This is a genomic window from Pseudovibrio sp. SCP20 (genome assembly GCF_057774105.1).
In genome coordinates this window covers 41,939-64,381 of the sequence record NZ_JBYMDH010000008.1, presented here as the reverse complement: position 1 = coordinate 64,381, position 22,443 = coordinate 41,939, and the positions used below count along the sequence as shown (strand labels likewise).

The 22,443-nt window shown below is 52.0% G+C and carries 21 protein-coding genes; 8 read left to right on the top strand and 13 right to left on the bottom strand.

The features are described 5' to 3' along the window. Positions 1 to 180 precede the first annotated feature (180 nt). The 6 genes from AC3CB2_RS23070 to AC3CB2_RS23045 all read right to left on the bottom strand — a co-directional run bounded on the left by AC3CB2_RS23070 (position 181) and on the right by AC3CB2_RS23045 (position 7,403). The gene (locus AC3CB2_RS23070) at positions 181 to 1,248 is read right to left on the bottom strand and encodes a hypothetical protein (RefSeq protein WP_352936678.1); all 1,068 of its coding nucleotides are present in this window, start codon (positions 1,246 to 1,248) and stop codon (positions 181 to 183) included. A gap of 148 nt (positions 1,249 to 1,396) precedes the next feature. Beyond that, positions 1,397 to 1,873, bottom strand: coding sequence for a YaiI/YqxD family protein (locus AC3CB2_RS23065; protein WP_008552584.1), 477 nt, complete (start codon positions 1,871 to 1,873; stop codon positions 1,397 to 1,399). Positions 1,874 to 1,944: 71 nt separating this feature from the next. Next, positions 1,945 to 3,264 carry an amidase gene (locus tag AC3CB2_RS23060; protein ID WP_352936680.1) on the bottom strand — a complete coding sequence of 440 codons (1,320 nt, stop codon included), beginning with the start codon at positions 3,262 to 3,264 and terminating at the stop codon, positions 1,945 to 1,947. A 136-nt stretch (positions 3,265 to 3,400) separates the two neighbouring features. Next, positions 3,401 to 3,778, bottom strand: a complete 378-nt coding sequence (locus AC3CB2_RS23055; RefSeq protein ID WP_352936682.1) for a type III secretion system chaperone family protein — start codon at positions 3,776 to 3,778, stop codon at positions 3,401 to 3,403. Further along, complete coding sequence (locus AC3CB2_RS23050; RefSeq protein ID WP_352936684.1) at positions 3,768 to 4,649, bottom strand: hypothetical protein; 882 nt, start codon at positions 4,647 to 4,649, stop codon at positions 3,768 to 3,770. Before AC3CB2_RS23050 ends, AC3CB2_RS23055 begins: the two co-directional genes overlap by 11 nt. 297 nt (positions 4,650 to 4,946) lie before the next feature. Beyond that, on the bottom strand, positions 4,947 to 7,403 hold the full coding sequence (locus AC3CB2_RS23045) for a Tex family protein (protein ID WP_352936686.1): 2,457 nt from the start codon (positions 7,401 to 7,403) through the stop codon (positions 4,947 to 4,949). 260 nt (positions 7,404 to 7,663) lie between these two features. Here AC3CB2_RS23045 and AC3CB2_RS23040 point away from each other — a divergent pair, with 260 nt between their 5' ends. Continuing rightward, complete coding sequence (locus tag AC3CB2_RS23040) at positions 7,664 to 8,446, top strand: toll/interleukin-1 receptor domain-containing protein (protein WP_352936687.1); 783 nt, start codon at positions 7,664 to 7,666, stop codon at positions 8,444 to 8,446. Positions 8,447 to 8,579: 133 nt separating this feature from the next. Here AC3CB2_RS23040 and rpiB read toward each other — a convergent pair whose 3' ends face one another. Further along, complete coding sequence (rpiB, locus tag AC3CB2_RS23035) at positions 8,580 to 9,029, bottom strand: ribose 5-phosphate isomerase B (RefSeq protein ID WP_352936689.1); 450 nt, start codon at positions 9,027 to 9,029, stop codon at positions 8,580 to 8,582. Between the two features lie 101 nt (positions 9,030 to 9,130). Next, a complete protein-coding gene (locus tag AC3CB2_RS23030) occupies positions 9,131 to 10,045 on the bottom strand; it encodes a DMT family transporter (protein WP_352936691.1) in 915 nt (304 codons plus the stop codon). Positions 10,046 to 10,121: 76 nt separating this feature from the next. Between AC3CB2_RS23030 and AC3CB2_RS23025 the strand changes: the two genes are divergently transcribed. The 3 genes from AC3CB2_RS23025 to AC3CB2_RS23015 all read left to right on the top strand — a co-directional run bounded on the left by AC3CB2_RS23025 (position 10,122) and on the right by AC3CB2_RS23015 (position 11,879). Next, positions 10,122 to 10,460, top strand: coding sequence for a winged helix-turn-helix transcriptional regulator (locus AC3CB2_RS23025; protein ID WP_014287230.1), 339 nt, complete (start codon positions 10,122 to 10,124; stop codon positions 10,458 to 10,460). A 192-nt stretch (positions 10,461 to 10,652) separates the two neighbouring features. After that, positions 10,653 to 11,084 (top strand): acyl-CoA thioesterase, encoded by a 432-nt coding sequence (locus AC3CB2_RS23020; RefSeq protein ID WP_352936693.1) that lies wholly within the window; start codon positions 10,653 to 10,655, stop codon positions 11,082 to 11,084. Between the two features lie 117 nt (positions 11,085 to 11,201). Beyond that, positions 11,202 to 11,879, top strand: a complete 678-nt coding sequence (locus AC3CB2_RS23015; protein WP_352936695.1) for an alpha/beta fold hydrolase — start codon at positions 11,202 to 11,204, stop codon at positions 11,877 to 11,879. A gap of 145 nt (positions 11,880 to 12,024) precedes the next feature. Here the strand turns inward: AC3CB2_RS23015 and AC3CB2_RS23010 are convergent, their stop codons facing one another. Continuing rightward, a complete protein-coding gene (locus AC3CB2_RS23010) occupies positions 12,025 to 13,134 on the bottom strand; it encodes an ATP-dependent DNA helicase (RefSeq protein ID WP_352936697.1) in 1,110 nt (369 codons plus the stop codon). A 179-nt stretch (positions 13,135 to 13,313) separates the two neighbouring features. Between AC3CB2_RS23010 and gad the strand changes: the two genes are divergently transcribed. Further along, complete coding sequence (gad, locus tag AC3CB2_RS23005) at positions 13,314 to 14,690, top strand: glutamate decarboxylase (protein ID WP_352936699.1); 1,377 nt, start codon at positions 13,314 to 13,316, stop codon at positions 14,688 to 14,690. Between the two features lie 80 nt (positions 14,691 to 14,770). Here gad and AC3CB2_RS23000 read toward each other — a convergent pair whose 3' ends face one another. Next, positions 14,771 to 15,724: a phosphotransferase enzyme family protein gene (locus tag AC3CB2_RS23000; RefSeq protein WP_352936701.1), complete on the bottom strand. Its 954-nt coding sequence runs from the start codon at positions 15,722 to 15,724 to the stop codon at positions 14,771 to 14,773. Next, positions 15,717 to 16,760 carry a DmpA family aminopeptidase gene (locus AC3CB2_RS22995; protein WP_352936703.1) on the bottom strand — a complete coding sequence of 348 codons (1,044 nt, stop codon included), beginning with the start codon at positions 16,758 to 16,760 and terminating at the stop codon, positions 15,717 to 15,719. The genes AC3CB2_RS23000 and AC3CB2_RS22995 overlap by 8 nt, the downstream gene beginning before the upstream one ends. 402 nt (positions 16,761 to 17,162) lie before the next feature. Between AC3CB2_RS22995 and AC3CB2_RS22990 the strand changes: the two genes are divergently transcribed. Then, positions 17,163 to 18,098, top strand: a complete 936-nt coding sequence (locus AC3CB2_RS22990; protein WP_352936705.1) for a sugar kinase — start codon at positions 17,163 to 17,165, stop codon at positions 18,096 to 18,098. 46 nt (positions 18,099 to 18,144) lie between these two features. On the opposite strand, the gene AC3CB2_RS22985 is transcribed toward AC3CB2_RS22990, so the two are convergent. Then, positions 18,145 to 18,837, bottom strand: a complete 693-nt coding sequence (locus AC3CB2_RS22985; RefSeq protein WP_008552540.1) for a FadR/GntR family transcriptional regulator — start codon at positions 18,835 to 18,837, stop codon at positions 18,145 to 18,147. Positions 18,838 to 19,385: 548 nt separating this feature from the next. On the opposite strand from AC3CB2_RS22985, the gene AC3CB2_RS22980 reads away from it, so the two are divergent. Both AC3CB2_RS22980 and AC3CB2_RS22975 read left to right on the top strand, forming a co-directional pair. Beyond that, positions 19,386 to 20,330: a 2-hydroxyacid dehydrogenase gene (locus AC3CB2_RS22980; RefSeq protein WP_352936707.1), complete on the top strand. Its 945-nt coding sequence runs from the start codon at positions 19,386 to 19,388 to the stop codon at positions 20,328 to 20,330. Positions 20,331 to 20,448: 118 nt separating this feature from the next. Next, positions 20,449 to 21,471 (top strand): LacI family DNA-binding transcriptional regulator, encoded by a 1,023-nt coding sequence (locus tag AC3CB2_RS22975; RefSeq protein WP_083417503.1) that lies wholly within the window; start codon positions 20,449 to 20,451, stop codon positions 21,469 to 21,471. Between the two features lie 5 nt (positions 21,472 to 21,476). On the opposite strand, the gene AC3CB2_RS22970 is transcribed toward AC3CB2_RS22975, so the two are convergent. Beyond that, positions 21,477 to 22,442 carry an aldo/keto reductase gene (locus AC3CB2_RS22970; RefSeq protein WP_352936709.1) on the bottom strand — a complete coding sequence of 322 codons (966 nt, stop codon included), beginning with the start codon at positions 22,440 to 22,442 and terminating at the stop codon, positions 21,477 to 21,479. Position 22,443 lies beyond the last annotated feature (1 nt).

Below are 22,443 nucleotides of genomic sequence, written 5' to 3'. Positions count from 1 at the left end.
GAGCCCTCGTATCCTGACCACCATCAACCAGCATTCAATGCAGGAGGCTCCCCAACACTGGATACCAGATCTCCACTCCGCTCCATCCGGCATGACGTTAGAAGCGCCATTCCGGTGTCATCCCGGCCACCGAGCCGGGATCCATAACCACAAACGCGCCACCACTAGCTTCCTCAGCACCTACTCAAAGCAGCCAAGAACGTCCTTCTCAAAATATGGCTCCTGATTGACCCAGAACATGTAGTCCACTTTCAGAAAATCCTCCGCAAACGCGTGCAACAGGGGGACAATGTTTTGTTTGCTGTCAATCACTTCGGTCGTTCCGGTGCGGCCCGTGTAGTTGCCGTCCTGAATAGCGATGCCAAGGGGGGCGGTGTAGTCCCGCTCGTGCATCATCGCGATTGGGTGGTTCAGCTGCCCCTTGCGCTTGACCATAAGATCCGGTGAGCCCAGACCAACGCCAATGCTCTCGCCATGTTCATAGACTGACTTCAGATAGCCTTCGTCCTCAAAGGGAAGCCACTCACCCGGCATAAAGTTGGCATACTGCATCACCACCGAGGTGGCGAACGCAGCCTTCATGGAGGACATGTTGTGCTTCAGTCCATCAGCATACTTAGCTGGCGTAAACTGCTGGTCTTGCTCTTTGGAAACGCCAATCGCGGACTCTTGCAGATTGATCCCTTCAATCCGCCCATCAAAGGCCTCTCCAAGCGCTTGAAGCAGCTTGGCAAACCGCTCCTGCACCTTGCTGTTCCAGCGCTTCGCAACCCAGCCTTCGGCACGGTTGTCATCATCAAACTGCTGAACAGCCCCGCCAGCATAGGCATCCGCTAAAAGATAATCGGGAACAGGTACATAGCTCGGATTGAACGAAGCATCCTGAAGCTGGACAAAGAGTGTCTTCCCCTTGGACTGAAGATAGGCAAGATCAGCCTCAATCAGGGAGAAATCGTAGTCCCCCTCACCTTTCTCAAGCTCCCGCCAAGGATACATGATCTGCGCGCCCTCAAACCGAGCATGATCAAGAAACGGATGATCCTTAATCGCCTCACGGTCTCTGGCAAAATAGACAAAGTGCTTCATGCCATCTTTAGCAATCGGGCAAGACGCCCCCAGATACTGCTTGTAGGCCTCAGCATACCGGTCAGCAGGGTTCTTCCACTTGGCAAATGCAGAGGGGGCGGAGAATGAAAAAAGCGCAACAAGGCCAATGGCAACAGAGGTGCGCACATTAAGGACTGGCATAGAGGAATAACCTGACATCTATCGAAAATAGATCATCAGAAAACCGCGCAACTTTGTCGACAAAGAGGCTTACAGCACGGCGGACACCACTTACACCAAGCTAATGCATCAACGCCGTACTCTTACATAAGGAAAGAGAGCCTCTTCCTTAAACAGCAAAGCCTTGACGCTTCAACTGCTGTACAATCTGGTCCATCTTCTGCAAAAACTGCGAGCGATCTTTCTGAGAGAACGGCCTCGGCCCACCTGTCTGCTCCCCAAAGCTGCGCAGGTCTTCCATTAGGTTACGTGTTGCCAGAGCCATGCCGATGGACGCCTCATCAAACACCTTCCCTTTTGGCGAAAGGGCAATTGCACCAGCCTTCACAACACGGTCAGCCAGCGGAATGTCCTGGGTTACGACGATATCACCCGGCACAGCGCGCTCAGCAATCCAATCATCCGCCACATCAGGCCCATCCGGCACAATCACCCGCTCAACATCCATGTCGCGCGGTGTGTTGATGAAGCTGTTGGCAACAACAAACACCTTCAGGCGATAGCGGTCCGCAACCTTGTAGACCTCGTCTTTGACGGGGCAAGCATCAGCATCAATGTAAATAAGTATCTTTTTCGCGCTGGTCACAGCCGCATATCTCCTGCAATGCAGCGCACGCCTCAATGTGGTTCCGATTTTCGGGCAGGAATGCGCTCAACTCACGCCTTTACTCGCGCAGGAGCTATCACCTTGTCAATCAGGCTTGCCATTTCAAGCACATGCCAGTCACTTCCGGCGCGCCCAAACAGCATCAAACCCGTACCCGGTGTGCCATAGGTGTTCATCGGAATGGTCGCAGCACAACCATCCACCCAGTTCACCGCCCGCGTGTTCTGCGAAAGCTGAGAACCAATTTTCTCCAGATTGCTGTCAATGTCACTCAGCATCGGCGCAATGATTGGCACAGTCGGTGCAATCAGAATATCAAACTTGCCTGCCATCTCCTTAAAGGCCCGAATAGCTTCCACCCGCTTGGACCGCGCCTCTTCCATCTCTTTGCTGGTCACCTCAGCAGACTGAAGGATCCGCTCAAGCACATAAGGATCGGCAGTTTGCTTGAGCCCTTCCAGATACCCGGAAACCAACGCAGTCGCTTCGTAACTACAGATCGTACCAAGACACGTCGTGCTGTGACACAAAGCTGGCTCTGAAACTGGGGCGATGATGGCCCCGGCATCCCGGATCGCTAGCATCGCACGATCAAAATCTGCACTCACCTGCGTGTCCAGTCCCTCAGCCAAAGGCGAAGCAACCAGCCCCACATGCAAGCCATCGAGGCTGCTGATCTTGCGTGGTACAAGACATTGCCCGGAAAGCACCGCATGCAATCGGGTACACATATGCAGCGATCGTGCAATAAAGCCGACCGTATCAAACGAGGGACAAATCGAGAAAACGCCCTTGGTAGAGATCGCCGCACGCGTCGGTTTGAACCCATAAAGGCTGTTCAGAGCAGCCGGAATGCGCACAGACCCGCCCGTATCCGTCGCCAGTGCCGCATCACACAGCCCAAGCCCAACACTCGCCATCGCACCGGAGGAAGACCCACCAGGAATACGCAGTGCATCAAGAATATTCTCGGGAGATCCAAAGTGAGGATTGAGCCCCAGCCCGGTGAAGGCCAACTCACTCATATTGGTACGGCCACATGTGAAAGCCCCGGCAGCCTTCAGCGCAGAAACCACCTTGGCATCTTCGCAGGCCGGAGCCCGATTGCGCAGGAAAGAAGAGCCCGCACTGGTGACAATGCCAAACTCATCAAACAGATCCTTAAGAGAGACCGCAACACCATGCAGGGGCAGCGTGCCATACGCTTCCTTCTGCCGCTGATCAGCAGCCTCAGCTGAGCGCATGATCCGCTCGGCATCAAACTCCAGAAAGATACGCTCAACATATCCATCAGGCAGGTCCATTGCCCGATCAATATACCGGCGCGCTACATCTACCGCTCTGAAGTGTATACGAGGATCCGTCGACAAGTTAGCTCCACTCATCACACATGCATATTATCGCAGTCTGATGGTTGTCGCTTGTTTTGCGCTTAAGTTCAATCATCTCCAAACAAAAGAGATACCAGTCTGTTAATCCGCCAACGTGAAGCGCAAAAAACCTCGTTTATGCAGCGAGGGAAGAAGCAGCAGAGCTTAACGCGTCAACGCTCTCCAGCAGATCCGGCAGGGCCAACCCGCTCAGCGCTAGGCGAGACCACAACACCACGGAGCCATCTTCCCCCTGCCCGACGATGATCGGATGTCCCGAAACATCGGGCAAGTTCAGCATCAGCAGATTGCCATCACTCAGGCTTTCATGAATGACCTCACGCTCAACCCGAACCAGCAGTTTAATGTAATCCGGCTCATTCCCCACAAAGTACATGCTGAACTGGCCATCAACATCCACCTGATAAACCTCATTCTCTTCGTACTCATTGATCAGGTACTGCCGCATGAGATCTTTCATCAGATGATGGAAGTTCACATTCTCAGAAACCATGCTTCTTCCCTGCCTTCAGCCCCGCATACTTCTCATTGAAATACGCACCCGTTATCTCATCCGCCTGCACGGTATCCGCAGTCCAGTCCGTCACATAAGTCGTAGCCGGGTTCTCCATGGTGCTCAGATGTGAAGACATAAATTTGGATCTGGAATTTTGCTCGACAATAAAACGCTCAAGTTTCTTCCCCGGGTCACTGGGAACATCCAGTGACTTGAAGAAACCCTGAATCTCCTCAAAAGGAACGGGCTTCAGCCCCTCAATATCCAGCGTCAGTGAAGGTTTTGGTCCAGCTTTCGTCCACGACACCACGGTTGGTGCCTCACCCATGATCGTTTGCTTCCCGTCCTGAAGCCGAAAAGCCCCCGGGAACGTCGGCCATGCATCAACCACAACAGCCTCTTGCGTGGGATCTCTGGGATCACCAATCATGCAAAACGCATGGTCAACCATCGAAGAGGAAACACGAGCTACCGGACGCTCCGTTTCAGATGCCGCCAGAAGCTTATAGCTCACCTCCGCATGACCGGAGCAGTTTCCGGCCTGCACACGCAAAGAACTCTCTGCTAAACCGCCATTTTGTGATGCTTTCGCCAGCCCATAATTAGCCCGCAGATAGCTCTCACCGCGCGAAGCAAAGACGTCTGACGGCAAGTTACCTGCTCCATGAGGCAACAACTGTTTGGTCTGCCAGATGACTTTCTGCGCCGTCTTCAAGTCTTCAAAAGTCTGCGCAGACACACGCACTTCTTGCCCTTGAAACTCACCAAGGTACTTCTGTGCTTTCTTAACTGTTGTGAAGTTAACAGCATCAGGTGTCTCAGCAGTATTCGAACGAAGACAATGAACAAGCGAACTAAACGTCGGCACCTGAACCTCCCATTACACAACCTAAACTAGAAATAATCTCTCAAAATCAATAGTAATGGCGAGAGAAAATCTAACTGTCAGATTCAGCACAGGAGCCGATTACATAAAATTGAAGATCAGAAACCAAAAACTCGATAAAGCATACAACCATATGATTTTCATAAGCTTTGCCAGATCTTCGCTCCAACCACCCAATTCAAAGCAAATAAAATTTATTTAAAATAACTGCATTTCAGCCGTCAAAAAAGCCCGCCAGCAGAACCGGCGGACTCTTTGAAACTCAATTTAAGAGCGAACTTATCGCTTCGGCTTGTTGAACGCCGCCGCCAGCGCTGCAGCCATGGCGTTGTTTGCACCACCGCCGTTATCCGCAGGCTTGTTGCCTCCACGGCCACCACCACGTGGCCCACCACCGCGGTTGCCACCATTCGGTCGATTGCCGCCACCCGGACGACCACCACCTTGATTACGGTTACCGCCACGCTCTGCCTGACGCTCCCGCGCATTTTCGCGAGCATCTGCGCTGTCTTTGCGCATGGTCAGACCGATACGTTTGCGGGCAATGTCCACTTCAACAACACGCACCTTCACGATGTCACCAGCCTTCACCACCGTATGTGGATCATCCACGAACCGGTCTGCCAACTGAGACACATGCACCAGACCATCCTGATGCACACCGATGTCAACAAAGGCACCGAAGTTGGTTACGTTGGTGACAGTGCCTTCCAGCATCATACCCGGCTTCAGATCCTGCATAGTCTCAACGCCATCCTGGAAGGAGGCAGTCTTGAACTCAGGACGCGGATCACGACCCGGCTTTTCCAGCTCTGAGAAGATGTCCTTCACAGTCGGCAAACCGAACTTCTCATCCGTGAACTCTTTCGGATCCAGATTGCTCAGCAGGTTGGAGCCCATGATCTCACGAATGTCGCGGCCACACGCTTTGATGATCTTCTGAGCCACCGGATAAGCTTCCGGGTGAACAGAGGATGCATCCAGCGGGTTATCACCATCTGCAATCCGCAGGAAGCCCGCACACTGCTCAAACGCTTTTGGCCCAAGACGAGCCACCTTCAGCAGCTCCTTGCGGTTTTTGAAAGCACCAACAGTGTCACGATACTCAACCACCGCCTTCGCAAGGCTATCGGTCAGGCCGGAGATATGTGCCAGCAGTGGAGCAGACGCTGTGTTGAGATCAACCCCAACCGCGTTCACCGCATCTTCAACAACACCATCCAGAGAACGCGCCAGCTTGGTCTGGTTCACATCATGCTGATACTGCCCGACACCAATAGATTTCGGCTCAATCTTCACCAGCTCCGCCAGTGGGTCCTGCAAACGACGACCGATAGAAGCCGCACCGCGAAGCGATACATCCACATCCGGCATTTCTTTCGCCGCCAACGCAGAGGCTGAGTAAACAGAAGCACCAGCCTCGTTCACCATCACCTTGGTCGGGCGATGCTCGGCAGGAATGTCCTTCAGCAGATCAGCAGCCAGTTTATCCGTCTCACGGCTCGCAGTACCATTCCCAATCGCAATCAGGCTCACACCATGCTTAGCAACCAGCATCCGCAGCGTTGCAAGCGAACCCTGAATGTCATTGCGTGGCTGGAATGGGTAGATGGTCGCAGTGTCCACCAGCTTGCCCGTCGCATCAACAACAGCCACCTTCACACCCGTCCGAATACCCGGATCAAGCCCCAGTGTCGCACGCGGCCCAGCAGGAGCTGCCAACAACAAGTCCTTCAGGTTGCGGGCAAAAACCTTGATCGCTTCTTCTTCCGCCTTGTCACGAAGCTCACTCATCAGGTCCAGCTCAACGTGAAGACCAATCTTCACCTTCCACGTCCAGCGACACACATCAGAAAGCCACTTGTCAGCAGGACGGCCCTTATTCTCAATACCTGCTGCATCCGCAATCATCTGCTCAACCGGCTTCACAGCGGAAACGTCATCTTCGTCCACCTTCAGGTCCAGCGCCAGAATGCCTTCATTGCGACCACGCAAAAGCGCTAGCGCCCGGTGGCTTGGAATGTTCTTCCAGTTCTCGGAGTAACCGAAGTAATCAGAGAATTTCGCGCCTTCCTGCTCTTTGCCAGCAACAACTTCCGCCTTTACAGCACCCTGACGTGCCACGTAGTTACGCAGCTTGCCAACCAGCTGAGCGTTCTCGGAAAACCGCTCCATGAGGATCTGACGCGCACCATCCAGCACGGCCTTGGTATCCGCAAAGCCTTTCTCCGCATCAACAAAGCTGCCCGCTTCACTCTCAGGCATCTTATTCGGATCACCAAGCAGCAGATCAGCCAGCGGCTCAATGCCAGCTTCGCGCGCAATCTGCGCTTTGGTGCGGCGCTTCTTTTTGTAAGGCAGATAGAGATCTTCCAGCGCGGCTTTGTTGTCCGCCAATGCAATTTGCTTTGCCAGCTCGTCGGTGAGCTTGCCCTGCTCATCAATCGATTTCACAATCGCTTTGCGGCGATCTTCCATCTCACGCATATAAATCAGGCGCTCTTCCAACGTACGCAGCTGGCTATCATCCAACCCACCCGTCGCTTCTTTACGGTAACGCGCAATAAACGGAACCGTAGAGCCTTCATCCAACAACTGCACCGCAGAATTCACCTGCCCCGGCGCACAGCCAATTTCACCAGCAATCCGCTGAGAAATCCGCAAAGCAACATCCGCAGGCAATGCACCAGCTTTGGCAGAAGAGGAAGAAGAAGCAACAGAGCTCAGATCAGACATTCAAATCTCATAGGCTTATTAATATTGAAAGCCCACCCTAGGTCCCCAATGCGGGCAAAACTAGGTGCGAGAAAGGAATATGAACAGGGAAAGGGAGGCGACTTATTGGTAAATCAAATTTAATATGGAGTAACAGTTGGAGGCATCATGAGCTCTCATATCCATTCCGAGTTCAGTTAGAAACTTTCATAGAACTTCTTCTCTTTTTTATGATAATTGTGGCAACCGCAATTTATTGGTGCATTTAGGAACTCAAGAAAATGAATAAGCCTAAGATCTTTCTAAGCCACATTACCGAAGAGGCCGATTTTGCGAGTGCTTTTCGCTCGGAAATTGAAAGTTCTTTTCTTGGGATGGTAGACGTGTTTCAGTCCTCCAGCCAGAATAGCCTTCGCGTTGGGCGAAACTGGCTAAACGACATCACAGAAGCACTTCGTGATTGCCAAGCAATCATCGTCTTTTGCAGCCCTTATAGTGTGGGAAGACCTTGGATCAACTTTGAATGCGGAGCCGGATGGGCTAGAGACATCGAAGTTGTACCTGTCTGTCACTCCGGCACAAGACCAGTTGATCTACCTGTCCCAATAAATCTATTGCAGGGCATTGAAGGCGACGATGCATCGAAACTCCAGCAAATTTTTGATATGATTGCCAGCAAGCTTGGTGCTCAATCGCCGTGTGTTGATACGAGAGAACTAGCGCGAAAAATTCACACGCTCTCATTAGCCTATGTTGAAGAGGTAGAAATTACCAAGCATGTTCGCACGCTCAAATCTATAAACCTAGAGCTGTTTAACATAATCTGTACCTCCCCAGCAAATGTAGTGCAAGCAATTGAAGGAGTACCTCAACTCTTAGTAGAGAGATGTCGGCAACCTTTCGAAGCTCTACAAACACGAGGAAAGCTGCAATATGGCTTTAACATGAACGCGGTTGCATTTGGGGGACCTGGAGGCGGTGGAAACTTGGGAACTTTGTCATTGCAATTAGATATGACACTTGTTGAGTTATTTAAAAAAGTTGCAGATGAAGAAGAGGCATAACACACTCTATAAGTGAGGAGTTAGCAAGTCACTCAACCGAGAGCTAACGGAAATACGACTGGCTCTGAACTCTTATAGGAGCCAGTCTTCATCAAATGAGCAACATCATTCCAATAATAGGATGAAAGCTTAGCTACCCTTCTAGCGCTTCAATCATCTCCACGCGCGTTGTATGTCGCCCACCTTCGAACTGAGCGGATAGGAATGCATCCACGATATCAAGTGCAACTCCTTCGCCAATCACGCGAACACCCATAGAAAGCATGTTGGCGTTGTTGTGCTCACGGATCATGCGAGCGGAGAATGTGTCACTACAAACCCCACAGCGAACACCTTTGACCTTGTTTGCTGCCATCATGATCCCTTGGCCAGTATCGCACAAAACAATCCCAAACCGGCAATCACCGGAAGCAACAAGCTGCGCAGCTGCTTCTCCATGCTTTGGGTAGGGTGTGCTTTCAGGCGTTGTCGACCCAATATCGACAACTTCCCAACCCTTCTCAGCGATATGAGCAGCAACGATTTGTCGAAGCTGAATACCTGCATGATCACTAGAAAGAACAACCCGTTTGTTGGATGACATGAAGAAAAATTCCCGTTTCTTGAAGGCTGAGGCAATTCTCAGATGAGATGGGTACCTTGTTTCACTTCACCGCACCACATCTATCAGCGCCACACCTTCATTCACACCGTCTCCCCAGTCTGCTCAGCAACTCTCCGCTTCCCCTTCGTCGTCCCCAGATAGACCGACCCAATAATAACAAACAACGCGATAAAGCGCTGAGGGGTCATCGCTTCACCCAGCAGAACAACACTAAGAATAGCGCCGCCAACAGGCACCGCGAAATTGACCTGAGACATTCTGTTGGCACCAATTTTCGGGACCAGATAGAAGTAAATCAGATTGGCGCACGCTGTTGAGATCACGCCCAGATAGACAACGGCGCCCAGAGAAGAACTAGTCAACTCAATGGCTGAAAAGTCTGTGGCTGTAGCAACAGCATAAAGCCCGATGGTGACCGTCCCCACAATCATTGAACCAGCCGCCATCTCCAACGGCGGGCGCTTCACATACTTTCTGATGTAAACCGTTGAGGTTGCGTAAGAAGCTGTTGCAGCGATGATGGCAAACTGCCCCGCAACCTGCACACCCAATCCAGAAAGCGCACCTGGCCCAACAAGGATCGCGACACCAGTCAATCCACCCAGCACACCAAGTGTTGTTCTGAGCGTGAGTGCCTCTTCAGGCACAAGCCACGCAGCAAGCAACAAAGTCACCATCGGGGACGTCCCCATGAGGATAGAGGTCAAAGCGCTATCAACCGACTGCTCTCCATAACTGATAAGCAGAAAAGGAAGTGCACTGCCCAGAAGCCCTGTCACCGCATAGGAAATCCAGTCGGCGGGATCTTTGGAAAGAGAAAGACCACGTATTTTCAAAGCACTAAAGACAATCAAGCTGCCAACAAGCATCCGCCCGAAAACCAGCAATGCCGGTTCTAGGGAAGCAACGCCAATCTTGATCACGACATAAGACGAGCTCCACATGGCGGCGAGCAGTAGCCACAAGGAAAGATGAAAAAGAGTTGTCTTGTGCATTTTCTGAAATCCGGTAACTTGCTACTATATTAGAAGCATTACACCGCTTCGATTTTAGAAGCAAGGAACATGCACTATGAGTGAAGAAGACCGTCCAGTCGCAAAACACGGCGAGCCTGTACCCGGCTCTCAAAGCGGGCAACCGATCATGGTCCTGTTCGACCTGCTCAGCAGGCGATGGGCGATGGGCATACTATGGGGGCTGAGCGAGAAAAACCGCACATTTCGCGAGCTTCAGGCCTATTGCGGCTCTGCCTCACCAAGCGTTCTGAACACACGCCTCAAAGAACTGCGCAGCGTCGGTCTCATTGAAAAAGCCTCCGACGGTTACACCCTGACCAAGACAGGCCGGGAACTCTATAACCGCCTGGAACCTTTAGGCGACTGGGCAATGGAATGGGTGCCGACGATTTAGAGAGTGCATCCAACAGCACAAAAGCGGCTCAGAAACGACCTGAATAAAATATCGGCCTACGCGAAAAGTCAAAGAAAATAGTATTGCCATTTTTTCCATGGGCTTCTGAACTTGGCGAGCAGCTGGCACACCTATACCATCAGCAGCATTTGAATCACGAGCACAGCACCCCAGACGGAATGGAGCATAAGCATGGCAGTTTCTAAGAGTGATCTAGAGAAGTACGCTTCAGTGACCACGGACAAGCTCCGCTATTGCGATGCGGACAGCCAGGGTCATGTCAACAATGCCGTGTTCAGCACATTCTTAGAAACCGGACGGACCGAACTGTTCATCCATGAGAAGCTAAACCTGTTCACAAAAACCAGCGGCTTCGCTCTGGCAAACCTCAACATGGATTTCCTGCGCCCTGTGTTCTGGCCCGGAGAAGTGCAGATCTACACCGGCATCGCCAGAATTGGCGGAAGCTCACTGGAGCTTCAGCAACTCGTTGTCCAAAACAACGAAATCGCCGCTTCAGCCAAAACAACCATGGTTCAGATCGACCTGACTACAAATAAAGCCAAGAAGTTCACCGATGACATCCGTGAGGAGCTGTCGAACTACTTGTTACCAGCAGCTTGAGGATGACAAGCAATGCACTAGTATTTCTATCACCCTTAAGTGAGCAGTAATCTTCTATGACTCTTTCTCACATTGCGCCCTACTGACAATGCAATCTCACAGTGATACTCCTAAGGAATGCAGATAGTTATTCTACCAGGCTTGGATGGAACAGGTGTTCTCTCGTGGAAGATCCATGAAGCTCTGACACCACATCATAAGGTCGTGACGCTATCATATCCGCCAGATTTATCCCAATATGATGAATTAAAGAATTGGGTTCACACGCAACTTCCTGACGAACCTTTTGTGATTGTTGCGGAATCTTTTTCGGGGCCACTTGCTATCATGATTGCAGCAGAACATGCTGAGTTCCTAAAAGGAGTTACTTTCGTTGCAACCTTCGCTCAAAAGCCGCGAACTTTACCTGTGATATGCGCCTACCTATTTCAAATCATACCGATAAATTCTGTTTTCTTAACGCAGCTGGCACAACCCTTCCTGATGGGAAATTGGTCTAACCGTCAGTTTACGAGTAAATTTAGGCAGGCATTAAGCAAGGTTCCAGCTTCAACACTTGCAAAGCGACTGGCTGGAACTCTCCAAGTCAACGTCATTTCGATGCTTACTGAGATAAACGTTCCTATGATGTACTTAAGGGCCAAAAATGACAGATTGGTACCACGCCGAACGTCAGCTCCATTTAAACATGCCGCAGTCACGATTTATGAGATTGAAGGCCCTCACTTCCTGCTACAGGCAAACCCCAAGGAAACAGCTGCGAAGATATCTGAGTTCGTAGAAAGCTTAGATTGAACTGCGACTGAAACGGCAGTCCAATTCTCAATTACACTCATGTGAACTTCGGCGCATTACATGCAACAGCGATATACAAACCAGCACCGTACCAACATGCATCAAGACTCAACTTTTTATAGTATCTGGCTGTAGCGGTCAGCCCTCACCGCACCACTGTAATCTTCTTCGCAGCACGCGTCACAGCCGTGTAGAGCCAGCGGGTTTTGTGCTCGCGGAAGGCCCAGCTTTCGTCGAACAGCACCACATCATCCCATTGAGAACCCTGAGATTTATGCACGGTCAGCGCATAGCCGTAGTCAAACTCGTCAGCCCGGCGGCGGATGGCGTAAGGGAGCTGCTCGCTGCCTTCCTCAAACATCGCTGGCAGTACCTTCACCTTGACGGCTTTCTTGGAAAAATCATCCTCTGAAATCACGTCAAAGCGTAGCGTATTGCCGCGTGGCGGACGCAGGCGGGAGACTTCCCAGAGGCCACCATTCAGCAAGCCCTTGGTCTTGTCATTGCGCAAGCAAACCAACTTGTCACCTACAGACGGCATCTGCGTGGTGAAGCCCTTCAGGTCACGGATACGGCCATTGTAAAGGCGACGCGTCTTGTTGGTACCAACGAGCACCTGATCAGAGGCAAGGATGCGCTCCTTGTCGATCTCCCGGCGGGAAATCACGGCGCTGTCACCATACTGGCCAAAGTCCAGCTCTTCCCCATAACGAATGTCCATAGACATGCGCACGATCGGATTGTCTTTCGCCTGACGGTGAACCTCGGTGAGCATAATGTCCGGCTCAGCCTCGGTGAAGAAACCACCACCACGCACAGGTGGCAACTGCGCAGGGTCACCCAGCACCAACACCTTCTTGCCAAAGGAAAGCAGGTCGCGGCCCAGCTCTTCATCCACCATAGAACATTCATCGATGATGATCAGATCCACTTTGGCAGCAGGACTATCGCGGTTGATGGCAAATTGCGGGCTTTCATCCTCGTCTTCATCATCCTTCTTCGTCCCCTTGGGGCGATAGATCAACGAGTGGATGGTCGACGCATCCGCACACCCTTTTTGGCGCAAAACATGCGCTGCCTTACCGGTGAATGCACCAAAGGCCACTTCACCGTCCAAACCCTCTGCCAGATGGCGAGCCAGCGTGGTCTTTCCAGTTCCGGCATATCCAAACAAGCGAAACACCTGCGGCCCGTGAGAGCGTGCCCAGCGCGCCACTTCAGTGAGTGCATCATCTTGTTGCGGAGACCAATCCATTCCAGACCACCTGTAATAACTTTCTCAAACGTCAATGAGTAATAAACGAAGCTGACCTGAAACGCCCTCGTTTTCTTAAAAAGGTCAACAGGACACTCCAAATTGAACGTGTGAAACTTACGCGGAATTCAGGCACTGTCGCTAGGGTTGCATCAGCCTATCAATTTCGGAGCAACCCCATGCCACTGTGGAAGACATGTGCCAGCGAAAGTCCCGACATCTACGCCACGGCCCGCGCCGTTGAAGGCTTAGCCAAAGCCCGCATTCCAGAAACCGGAGTGAGCCCTCAAGAAGCCTACAATCTTGTGCGGGACGAGCTGTATCTGGATGGCAATGCACGGCAGAACCTTGCCACGTTCTGCACCACGTGGGTGGAGGATGAAGTCCACAAACTCATGGCTGATTGCATCGACAAGAACATGATCGACAAGGATGAGTATCCACAAACGGCAGAGATCGAAGCCCGCTGCGTTCACATCATTGCTAGCCTCTGGAACTCGCCGGAAGCCGAAGAAACGATCGGTTGCTCTACAACTGGCTCCTCAGAAGCCGCCATGCTGGGTGGCCTTGCCCTGAAATGGGCATGGAGAGACCGCCGCAAGAAGGAAGGCAAACCCCACGACAAGCCCAATATGGTTTGCGGCCCTGTTCAGGTGTGCTGGCACAAGTTTGCAAAATACTTTGATGTGGAACTGCGCCAGATCCCGCTCAGCGAAGGCTCCCTGCATATGCGGCCTGAGCAGTTGAAAGACTACGTGGACGAAAACACAATCTGCGTCGTCCCCACATTGGGCGTGACCTTCACTGGCGTTTACGAACCTGTCAAAGAGATTTGCCAGGAGCTGGATAGGCTTCAAACCGAAACCGGTCTGGACATCCCGGTCCACGTGGACGCCGCATCCGGTGGCTTCGTCGCGCCTTTCCTGCATCCAGAACTGCTGTGGGATTTCCGCCTCGACCGCGTGAAATCCATCAACGCCTCCGGCCACAAGTTCGGCCTCGCACCTCTGGGTGTGGGCTGGGTGATTTGGCGCGATAAAAAAGAGTTGCCGTCTGATCTGGTGTTCAACGTTGATTATCTGGGCGGCAACATGCCCACCTTCGCGCTGAACTTCTCCCGCCCCGGCGGACAGATCGTCATCCAGTATTACAACTTCATGCGATTAGGATGGGATGGCTACCGGGACATCCAGTCCGCCTGCGCAGAAAATGCTCAGTATCTGGCGGAAAAGCTAGCGGAACTTCCTGAGCTGGATATCCTTTACGATGGCAACGGCGCCCTGCCCTGCGTGTGCTATCGGCTCAAGCATCCGGACAAAGCTCACTACACGCTCTACGACCTTTCAGAGCGCGTGCGCATGAATGGATGGCAAATCGCATCCTATCCGCTGCCATCAGATATGGAAGATACGGTTGTCCAGCGCGTCATGATCCGCCACGGCGTTTCTCACGATGCCGTCGAGCAGCTCTACTTGGATATCAAGAAAGCCTTGAACTATCTGGACAAAAACAACATCAAGTGGTCCGAGGCAGGACCAAGCTTCTCTCACGGATAGAGCATATCCCCGAAAAGTGGAAACCGGTTTTCGGAAAAGGATATGCCCCAAACAAACCCGTGAGAGAGGATCTTTGAGTATCAGGCCAGCTGTTCCAGCAGCTGCGCCAGATAGTCTGGCTCATCAAGATGGTTCTCAACCATCAGCTCAAACTCTTTGTAAGTCGCCACGTACTGCACAGCCCCCATCAGATCACGGGTTTCATTCTCCCGTGCGGCCAATGGGTGAGACGAGCCTTTAAGCCCTGCAAAGTAAGCATCAACAAACGCTTCGCCCAGCGACTTGTCGATCTCACAAAGGAACGGATAGACGCCAGCCACATCATAAACCGGCAAATCCCAACGGCATTCATCCCAATCCAGAATACCAACCAGCTCACCAGAGTTCTCGCTGATCAGCGTGTTCGGCGGGCCAAAATCACCATGGATCAGATGCTTGGTCTCATTCAGCTTCGCCAGCGCCTCAAGGGCATCATTCAGTGACGCTTCCACATCAGTCCAGTACTCAGAAGTCAGATACTTGCCGTCAATGTTCTTGGAAGCTTCCATCTCGGAAAGCGCGTCCAGCAACGCAGTGCCAGATTTCAGCGTCTCCTTGCTGACACCCGGACGTTCTTCCTCCGCAAATTTAAACGCATCCCGCTCCTCCCAAAGCTTGATGTGCAGATTTGCCAGAGCCTGACCGCTTTGCTTGCAGGTCTCAACCTTGTCAAGTGGAGGTGTTTCCCCTTCGATCAGCTCAAAGAGAGAGTAATGCGCACCTTCCACCTCGGTCACGCGCTCCTGATTAACACCATACAGCGCCTTCGGAACCTCATAACCAATCAGATCATGAAGCAGGTCCAGACATTTGAACTCGGAGAGGATCTGCTCTTCGGTTCTGTTTGGATTGTGACGACGAAGAACCACGGGCTCGTCACCGTCTATCTCTCCCAACCATGTTTCATTGGCATGGCCTTCTCCAAAAGAGGACCACTTGGTGTTTTCCGGCAAGGCAAAAGCTTCATCAAGGAGCTTGATTTCCTGCTTATTCATTTGCATCCCCCATTAACTCGCCAAAATCTCCCAGTGCATAGCGTGTGTTGCCATCACGACCCGTCACGCGTTCTGCATTCAACATTGAATTGACGATTGCTTCTTCTGTAGCTTCTGCTGCTGCTCTAAACACTCTGTCAATTCGCCGCTCATCCATTTGTTCCACCGAATGCGTACGTTTTCTGCTCTTAATGTCCACCGGATCCGCAGTTGTGAACGCTAAAGCTATATCGCCACTTCCATGACCAAGGAATGAACCAGTTCGTGCAAGTCCTACGGATGTCCGTCTGGCAACTCGCTTCAACTGTCGCTCACTCAGTGGCAGATCCGTTCCAACGATCATGATGATGGAACCTTTCTCAGGCCCACTCTCATCACGTGCTAGCTTCTCTTCAATCTGCGGACCAATGTGCCGTCCAGCCAATGTAAAGTCCGGCATGCGGCCCATATTGGAAAGCACCAGAGCACCCACATGGTACTCTTTATTGCCGAGCTTCACCTGACGAGAGGCACTCCCAATGCCCCCCTTCAGCCCATAACAGGACATGCCGCGACCTGCACCAACTGCACCTTGTTCAAACTCGTCTGAAACTGCAGAAATCGCCTCCAGAGCATGATTGGGCCGAACATACAACGCACTGATCTTGTTCAGAAAAGCATCATTACATTCAAACACAACAGGGTTGATGGTTCCCATCACGAAATCGATGTCTGGCGTTTCTGCCAGCGTATGCTGGATAAGCCCCTCACTCACAGCACCAACGCTCAGCGTGTTGGTCAGCAGGATAGGTGTTTCCAGCTCTCCCAGTTCCTCAACCTGCACCAGTCCGACACTCTTACCGAACCCATTGAAAACATGGGAAGCCGCGCGGGTTCTCAGGTTAAAGGCGTTCTCATCGTGAGTGGTAATTGCTGTCACGCCAGTCTGGCAGTCTCCATCCGAAAGCGTCACGTGCCCAACTTTGACACCCGGAACATCACAGATTGTGTTCCGCTGACCCTTTGGCAAAGACCCAATATTGATTTTCTGAAACATTCCAACCTCTGGCACAAATCGTATTCCACTCAGGTGTACCAGTCCTATTTCATAGTTAATCAGCAAACAACGCCACCAAGGCAAATGGTGGCTCATTTCAGGAAAGATCCGCCTCAATATTGGCCGACCAATTTCACCTCCAGTATAACCTCCCTGTATACATCCGATGGTTTTCCCGTTTTAACTCATCAAGAATTTCAATAAAATCAACGAAAATAAGTGTAAGCAGCTAATTGCAAAATACCCCGAAATATCGGAAAATGGTCTACCAATTAACTGTCACCACATTCCAAACATCAGAATCTTTCCTGCATCATATCAACCACTCCGGCTGCAGGAAACTGATAGGACTGGCCAAAAGTGACGCATGCTGCCTGATACACTTTGAACAATGAGGACAAAATGACCGCAGAAATCATCAGCTTTGGGGAGCCGTTGTTCGAGTTCAATCAGGTCAAGGAATACAGCGGTGAAGGCCCGGACTATCTCTCCGGCTTTGGTGGTGATGCCTCAAACTTTGCGTGCTGCGCAGCCCGTCAGGGCGCTAGCGTCGCAATCCTGACCCATCTGGGTACTGATGTTTTCGGCAACAAGTTCATTGATCTTTGGGAGAAAGAAGGCGTCCAGACCCACCTTGTTGAACGCAACGCCATTGCGCCAACCGGTATTTACTTCATCTCTCACGACGAGCAAGGTCACCACTTCAGCTTTGCCCGCAAAGGCTCCGCCGCATCGCAGATCACACCAGAGCAGCTACCAGCAGATGCAATCCGCGCAGCGAAGCTGTTCCACGTCACCGCAATCACACAGGCCATCTCCACCAGTTCTTGCGACAGCGTATTCAAAGGCATCGAAATTGCTAAAGAGGGCGGTACGCTCACCTCTTTCGACACCAACCTGCGCCTCAAACTGTGGGATCTGAACCGCGCCCGCGGCATCATCCACGAAACTGCACGTCTCGTTGATTTCATCATGCCAAGCGTTGATGAAGCCGAAGTGCTGACCGGCCTGTCTGATCCAGACAAAATTTGCGACTTCTACCTCAACCTCGGCTCAAAGAACGTTATTCTGAAGCTGGGTAAAGAAGGCGCCATGTACGCCACCGCATCTGAGAGAAAGCGCGTGGCAGGTAATCCGGTTGAGGCTATCGATGCAACAGGCGCAGGCGACTGCTTCTCCGGCTCATTCTTCACCAATGTGGTGGCAGGCAAGTCACTGGAAGAGAGCCTCAAGTACGCCAACGCCGCAGCAGCGTTGACCACTCAGGGCTACGGTGCAGTTGCTCCAATCCCAACACGGAACCAGGTCGAAGCCTTTATGAAGGCCCGAGATATCTGATAGGCAGGTATGAGAGTAGGCTCGCTCTAAAACAGCGGGCCTTTTTCTATTTGAACTGATCGCCAAAGAAGCCGATGTGATTGCGCATTTCCCGGCGCGCACCTTCCACATCCCGCGCGCGGATCGCATCCAGAATGGCCTTGTGCTCTTCAATGCCATGACGACGCGCAAATTCCGGCAGCAGCGGGTAAAGCCCCTTGCTCATGTTCATGCCCACGAGGATCTGCGGCTTCATTAGCTCATAAACAGCAGCGGCATATTCATTCTTCGCAGCCTTCACCACCGCAGCATGGAACCGCATATCACCATCAATGGTACCGACGGAGTCCAATCCATCGCTATGGATCTGCGCCAACGCAGCATCCAACTCTTCCATTTCCTCGTCTGTCCAGCGCTCAGCAGCCAGTGCCGCCATCTCGCCTTCAAACGCCATACGAGTTTCCTGGCATTGGATGACATCACCAATACCAGAGATCGCAAACTCACCAAGGGTTGGAGCAAATGGAGTTGGGGTGACGTGCTCTTTGATGACAAAACTGCCTGAACCACGCACAGTCTTGATGTAGCCTTCCTTGCGCAGGCGCTCCATCGCACCGCGCACAACAGGCCGCGAGACACCGTACCGCTCACAAAGCGCGTTTTCAGTCGGAAGCTTCAAGCCTTCCGGAAATTCTCCGGAATCGACAGCTTCTTTCATCTTGTCGTAAACCGCATTCGAGAGGTTTGCAGGACGGGCCACCGCTCACTCCAATTATTCTTGTTTTTCTTAGCTGTTTGCAGCTTTTGGAATTGCATTAATTTACAACAGCCCGCCTGAGCTAACAAGCTTGCCACCCTAAACCCGGCCAAAGCACATAGTGCAAAAACATCAGCAGAGAAATCTGAGAAAAATCAAAAAACTACGCCAATTGTGAGTTCATCCAGATAAGCGAACAACCATGTCTGCTTAAGCAACTGCGACATTATGTAGTCTACTTATTTACAGCGCATCTTTCTAATATATCTGAGAGGGATTGTGGGGTCTCTCCAAGGTTGGGGGTGTTATTATGCGTCGACTTCCTTTCAAGACTATTCAGTGTGCGGCAACTGACTTCTGTGGCACTTTGGCTGTCACCAGTATCCTCGTAGGCCTCCTTTATCTGATCTTCACGCTGACCTGAGTTCTCTGCGTTTTCCAACAGCTTAGGACGCAGCATCTGTTGGACAGGTCAAACTCTGCTCTGGCGAACTTCCGCAACTTGAGTCATTCTTGACGGTGACGTTCAAGTAATCTTCAGATGACTGTACATGACCGATGTTCTGCAACTAAGCCCTTATGCACCCGATGAAATCAACGAGGAGATGGATCGCCGCTTCTCGCCCGCCCGCTATTGGGAGTTTCAGCAGGACGAAGACCTGAAAGCGCAAATCCTGCCAAACATTCGTGTGGTCGCCACCAAGGGAGATGTGGGCCTGCCAACAGAACTCATGGCCTCCCTGCCCAATCTAGAGCTCATCACTGTCTACGGTGCTGGGTACGACAAAATCGATCTGGATCAGGCCCGCAACCGCAACATCATCATCACCACGACGCCAGACGCACTGACCGAAGCCGTTGCCGATCATGTGGTCGCCCTCGCTCTCGCCTCCTCTCGCAGAATTGCAGAGGGAGACCGCTTTATCCGCAGTGGCGGTTGGCTCGAAGGTAAACTCGGCATCGGCTACAGCTTACGCGGCAAAACACTCGGCATTTTCGGGTATGGGCGCATTGGTAGAAAAACCGCAGAGATTCTCGGCGGTACATTTGGCATGCATGTCTTGTATTGCGACAGGAACAGCGACCCGGCCAAGGACAGCCAATGCAGAGCCACACCTCTTGAGCTGGCAAACGAATCTGACGTACTGGTTATCGCCGCCTCAGGCAGTCCCGACACAAAAAATATTATAGATATTAATATATTAGAAGCACTCGGACCTCAGGGCCTTCTTATCAATATTGCCCGCGGTTCATTAGTAAACACTCAACATTTGATCGCTGCACTTGAGAGCAGAAAACTCGGCGCAGCAGCATTGGATGTATTTCCAGGTGAGCCCAATGTTCCCAATGAACTGATCAGTTCACCCTACACAACACTCACACCCCATCTCGCAAGTGCCACACTGGAAACGCGACTGGAGATGGGACGCCAAGTAATTGAAAATATTTCATCTTATACGCGAAATGGAGAAGTATTTAGCCGACTAAATTTCTAACCTATACGTAACCCCAACAACATTTACTTAGAAAAAACAAAAATATAGCTCACACCCACTCGATTCAGGTGTTATTGTTACCTGCGAGTTCCACTTACTTTATAAATAAAGCAAATTCATGCCTTTAAAAAAATCCAGAGTTACTGTGTCCGATATTGCGAAAGCAGCGGGGGTATCGGTGGCGACCGTGTCGAATACAATAAACGACACCGGCCGCATGACGGAAGAAACCAAAGCTCGCGTAAAGAAAGCAATGCAGGAACTGGGCTTTGTAAGAGATTACAACGCCGCCAAGCTCCGTTCCGGCCGCTCTCGCCTCATTGGCGTACTCGTGCCGGACATCTCAGTCCCGTTTTATGCCGAATTCTGTACCTCACTGGAAGCCGCGCTTTCAGAACACGGCTATCTGCCTGTGATCGCAAATGTCGGAGAGGACACCAAGCGCCAGCAGACCATGCTGGAGGAAGTCATCGGCCATGGGGTTGCCGGCATCGCTATCAGCCCAAGCGCAGGCACCAAACGTAGTGATTTCGAAATCGCCAGCACACGCAAGATCCCTGTCGTCACCTTCTGCCGCGAGATTGAAGGTCTGGCCATGGATTACATCGGCTCCAACAACTATCAGGCTGCCCAGCTGGCCACCAAACACCTGCTGGAACAAGGCCACCGCAAGTTCGCGATGATCGCAGGCCTGCAGGAAACAATGCCGGGCCGCGAGCGCAAGCGTGGTTTCTACGATGCCTTGAAGGCAGCGGGCATTCCTGAAGCAGATATCCATGTGGAAGTATGTGGCTTTGACCGTGAATGTGGCCGCATCAAAGCGCAGGAGCTAATCTCAAACCAAACCGAGTTCACCGCCCTGCTCTGCCACAACGATCTGGTCTCAGTCGGCGCAGCAGCAGAGCTAAAGAAAGCAGGCCGCAATATTGGCGAGGATCTCGCCGTGGTCGGCTTCGACAACCTGCCAGAAGGCGAAGCATGGACACCGGCCCTCACCTCAGTGGAGAGTTACCCACGCACCATCGGCAAGGACGTCGCCAACTTGCTCATCAAACGCCTTGATGGAGACACCGCGCCAACCATGACGGAGCGTGTAGAGCCGCATCTGTTGGTACGCGACTCTTCCAGATTTCAAGTCTGACGCCCTTACTCAGGACGAGGCTCGTCCCAGAGGTTTTCCCAAGTGTAAGGGCTACCAGGCAGGAAATACTCATCGCCAGGAATGAAGCGATGGTTCTTGTCCAGATGTGCAATACGGGACATGTCGTGCTCATCAAGATCACACGCGAGCGCCGCAAGGTTCTGCGCAAGGCGCTCAGGGTTGCCTGACTTCGGCACAACGATGATGCCGTTCTGGATCGCCCATTTCAGCACCACCTGAGATGTGGTCGCATCATGCTTCTCGGCAATCTCCTCAATAACAGGATGTGCCAGAACAACCTCCTGCTTCTGCTGCTCAGTCAGATCAGCAGGAATGCCGCGGCCAAGCGGTGAGTAAGCCGTAATCGCGATGTTGTTGTGCAGGCAGTAAGAGCGCAATTCATTCTGCTGAAGGAACGGATGCAGCTCCACCTGATTAATCGCAGGCGCAACCCGCGCTTCCATGATCAGGTCTTCCAGCTTGTGAGTGCTGAAGTTGGAAACACCGATGGTGTTCACCAAGCCCTCATCAAAACACTCTTCTAGCTCACGCCACGTGCTCATCAACGGCACGTCCTCAAGCGAATAGTAATCCGCGGAACTGGTCGGCTTCTTCACGTTCTTCTTCAGCGCAACAGGCCAGTGCATGAGGTAAAGGTCGAGATACTCCATCTGAAGATCTGCAAGCGTCTTCTCCAGTGCGCCTCTCACATCCTCAGGCTTATGAAAGCTGTTCCAAAGCTTGGAGGTGATGAAGAGGTCGCTGCGCTTGATGCCGTCTTCCTTCATTGCATCCGCAATTGCCTGACCGATCTCCGCTTCATTGTCGTACATCATCGCGCAATCGATGTGACGATACCCAGCCTTCAAAGCCGCACGCAGCGCAGGATAGGTTTTGCCTTCTCCAAAGTTCACCGTGCCAAGGCCCAGCATTGGCATCTTGTAACCGGTGGAAAGTGTCTTAGATCGCATG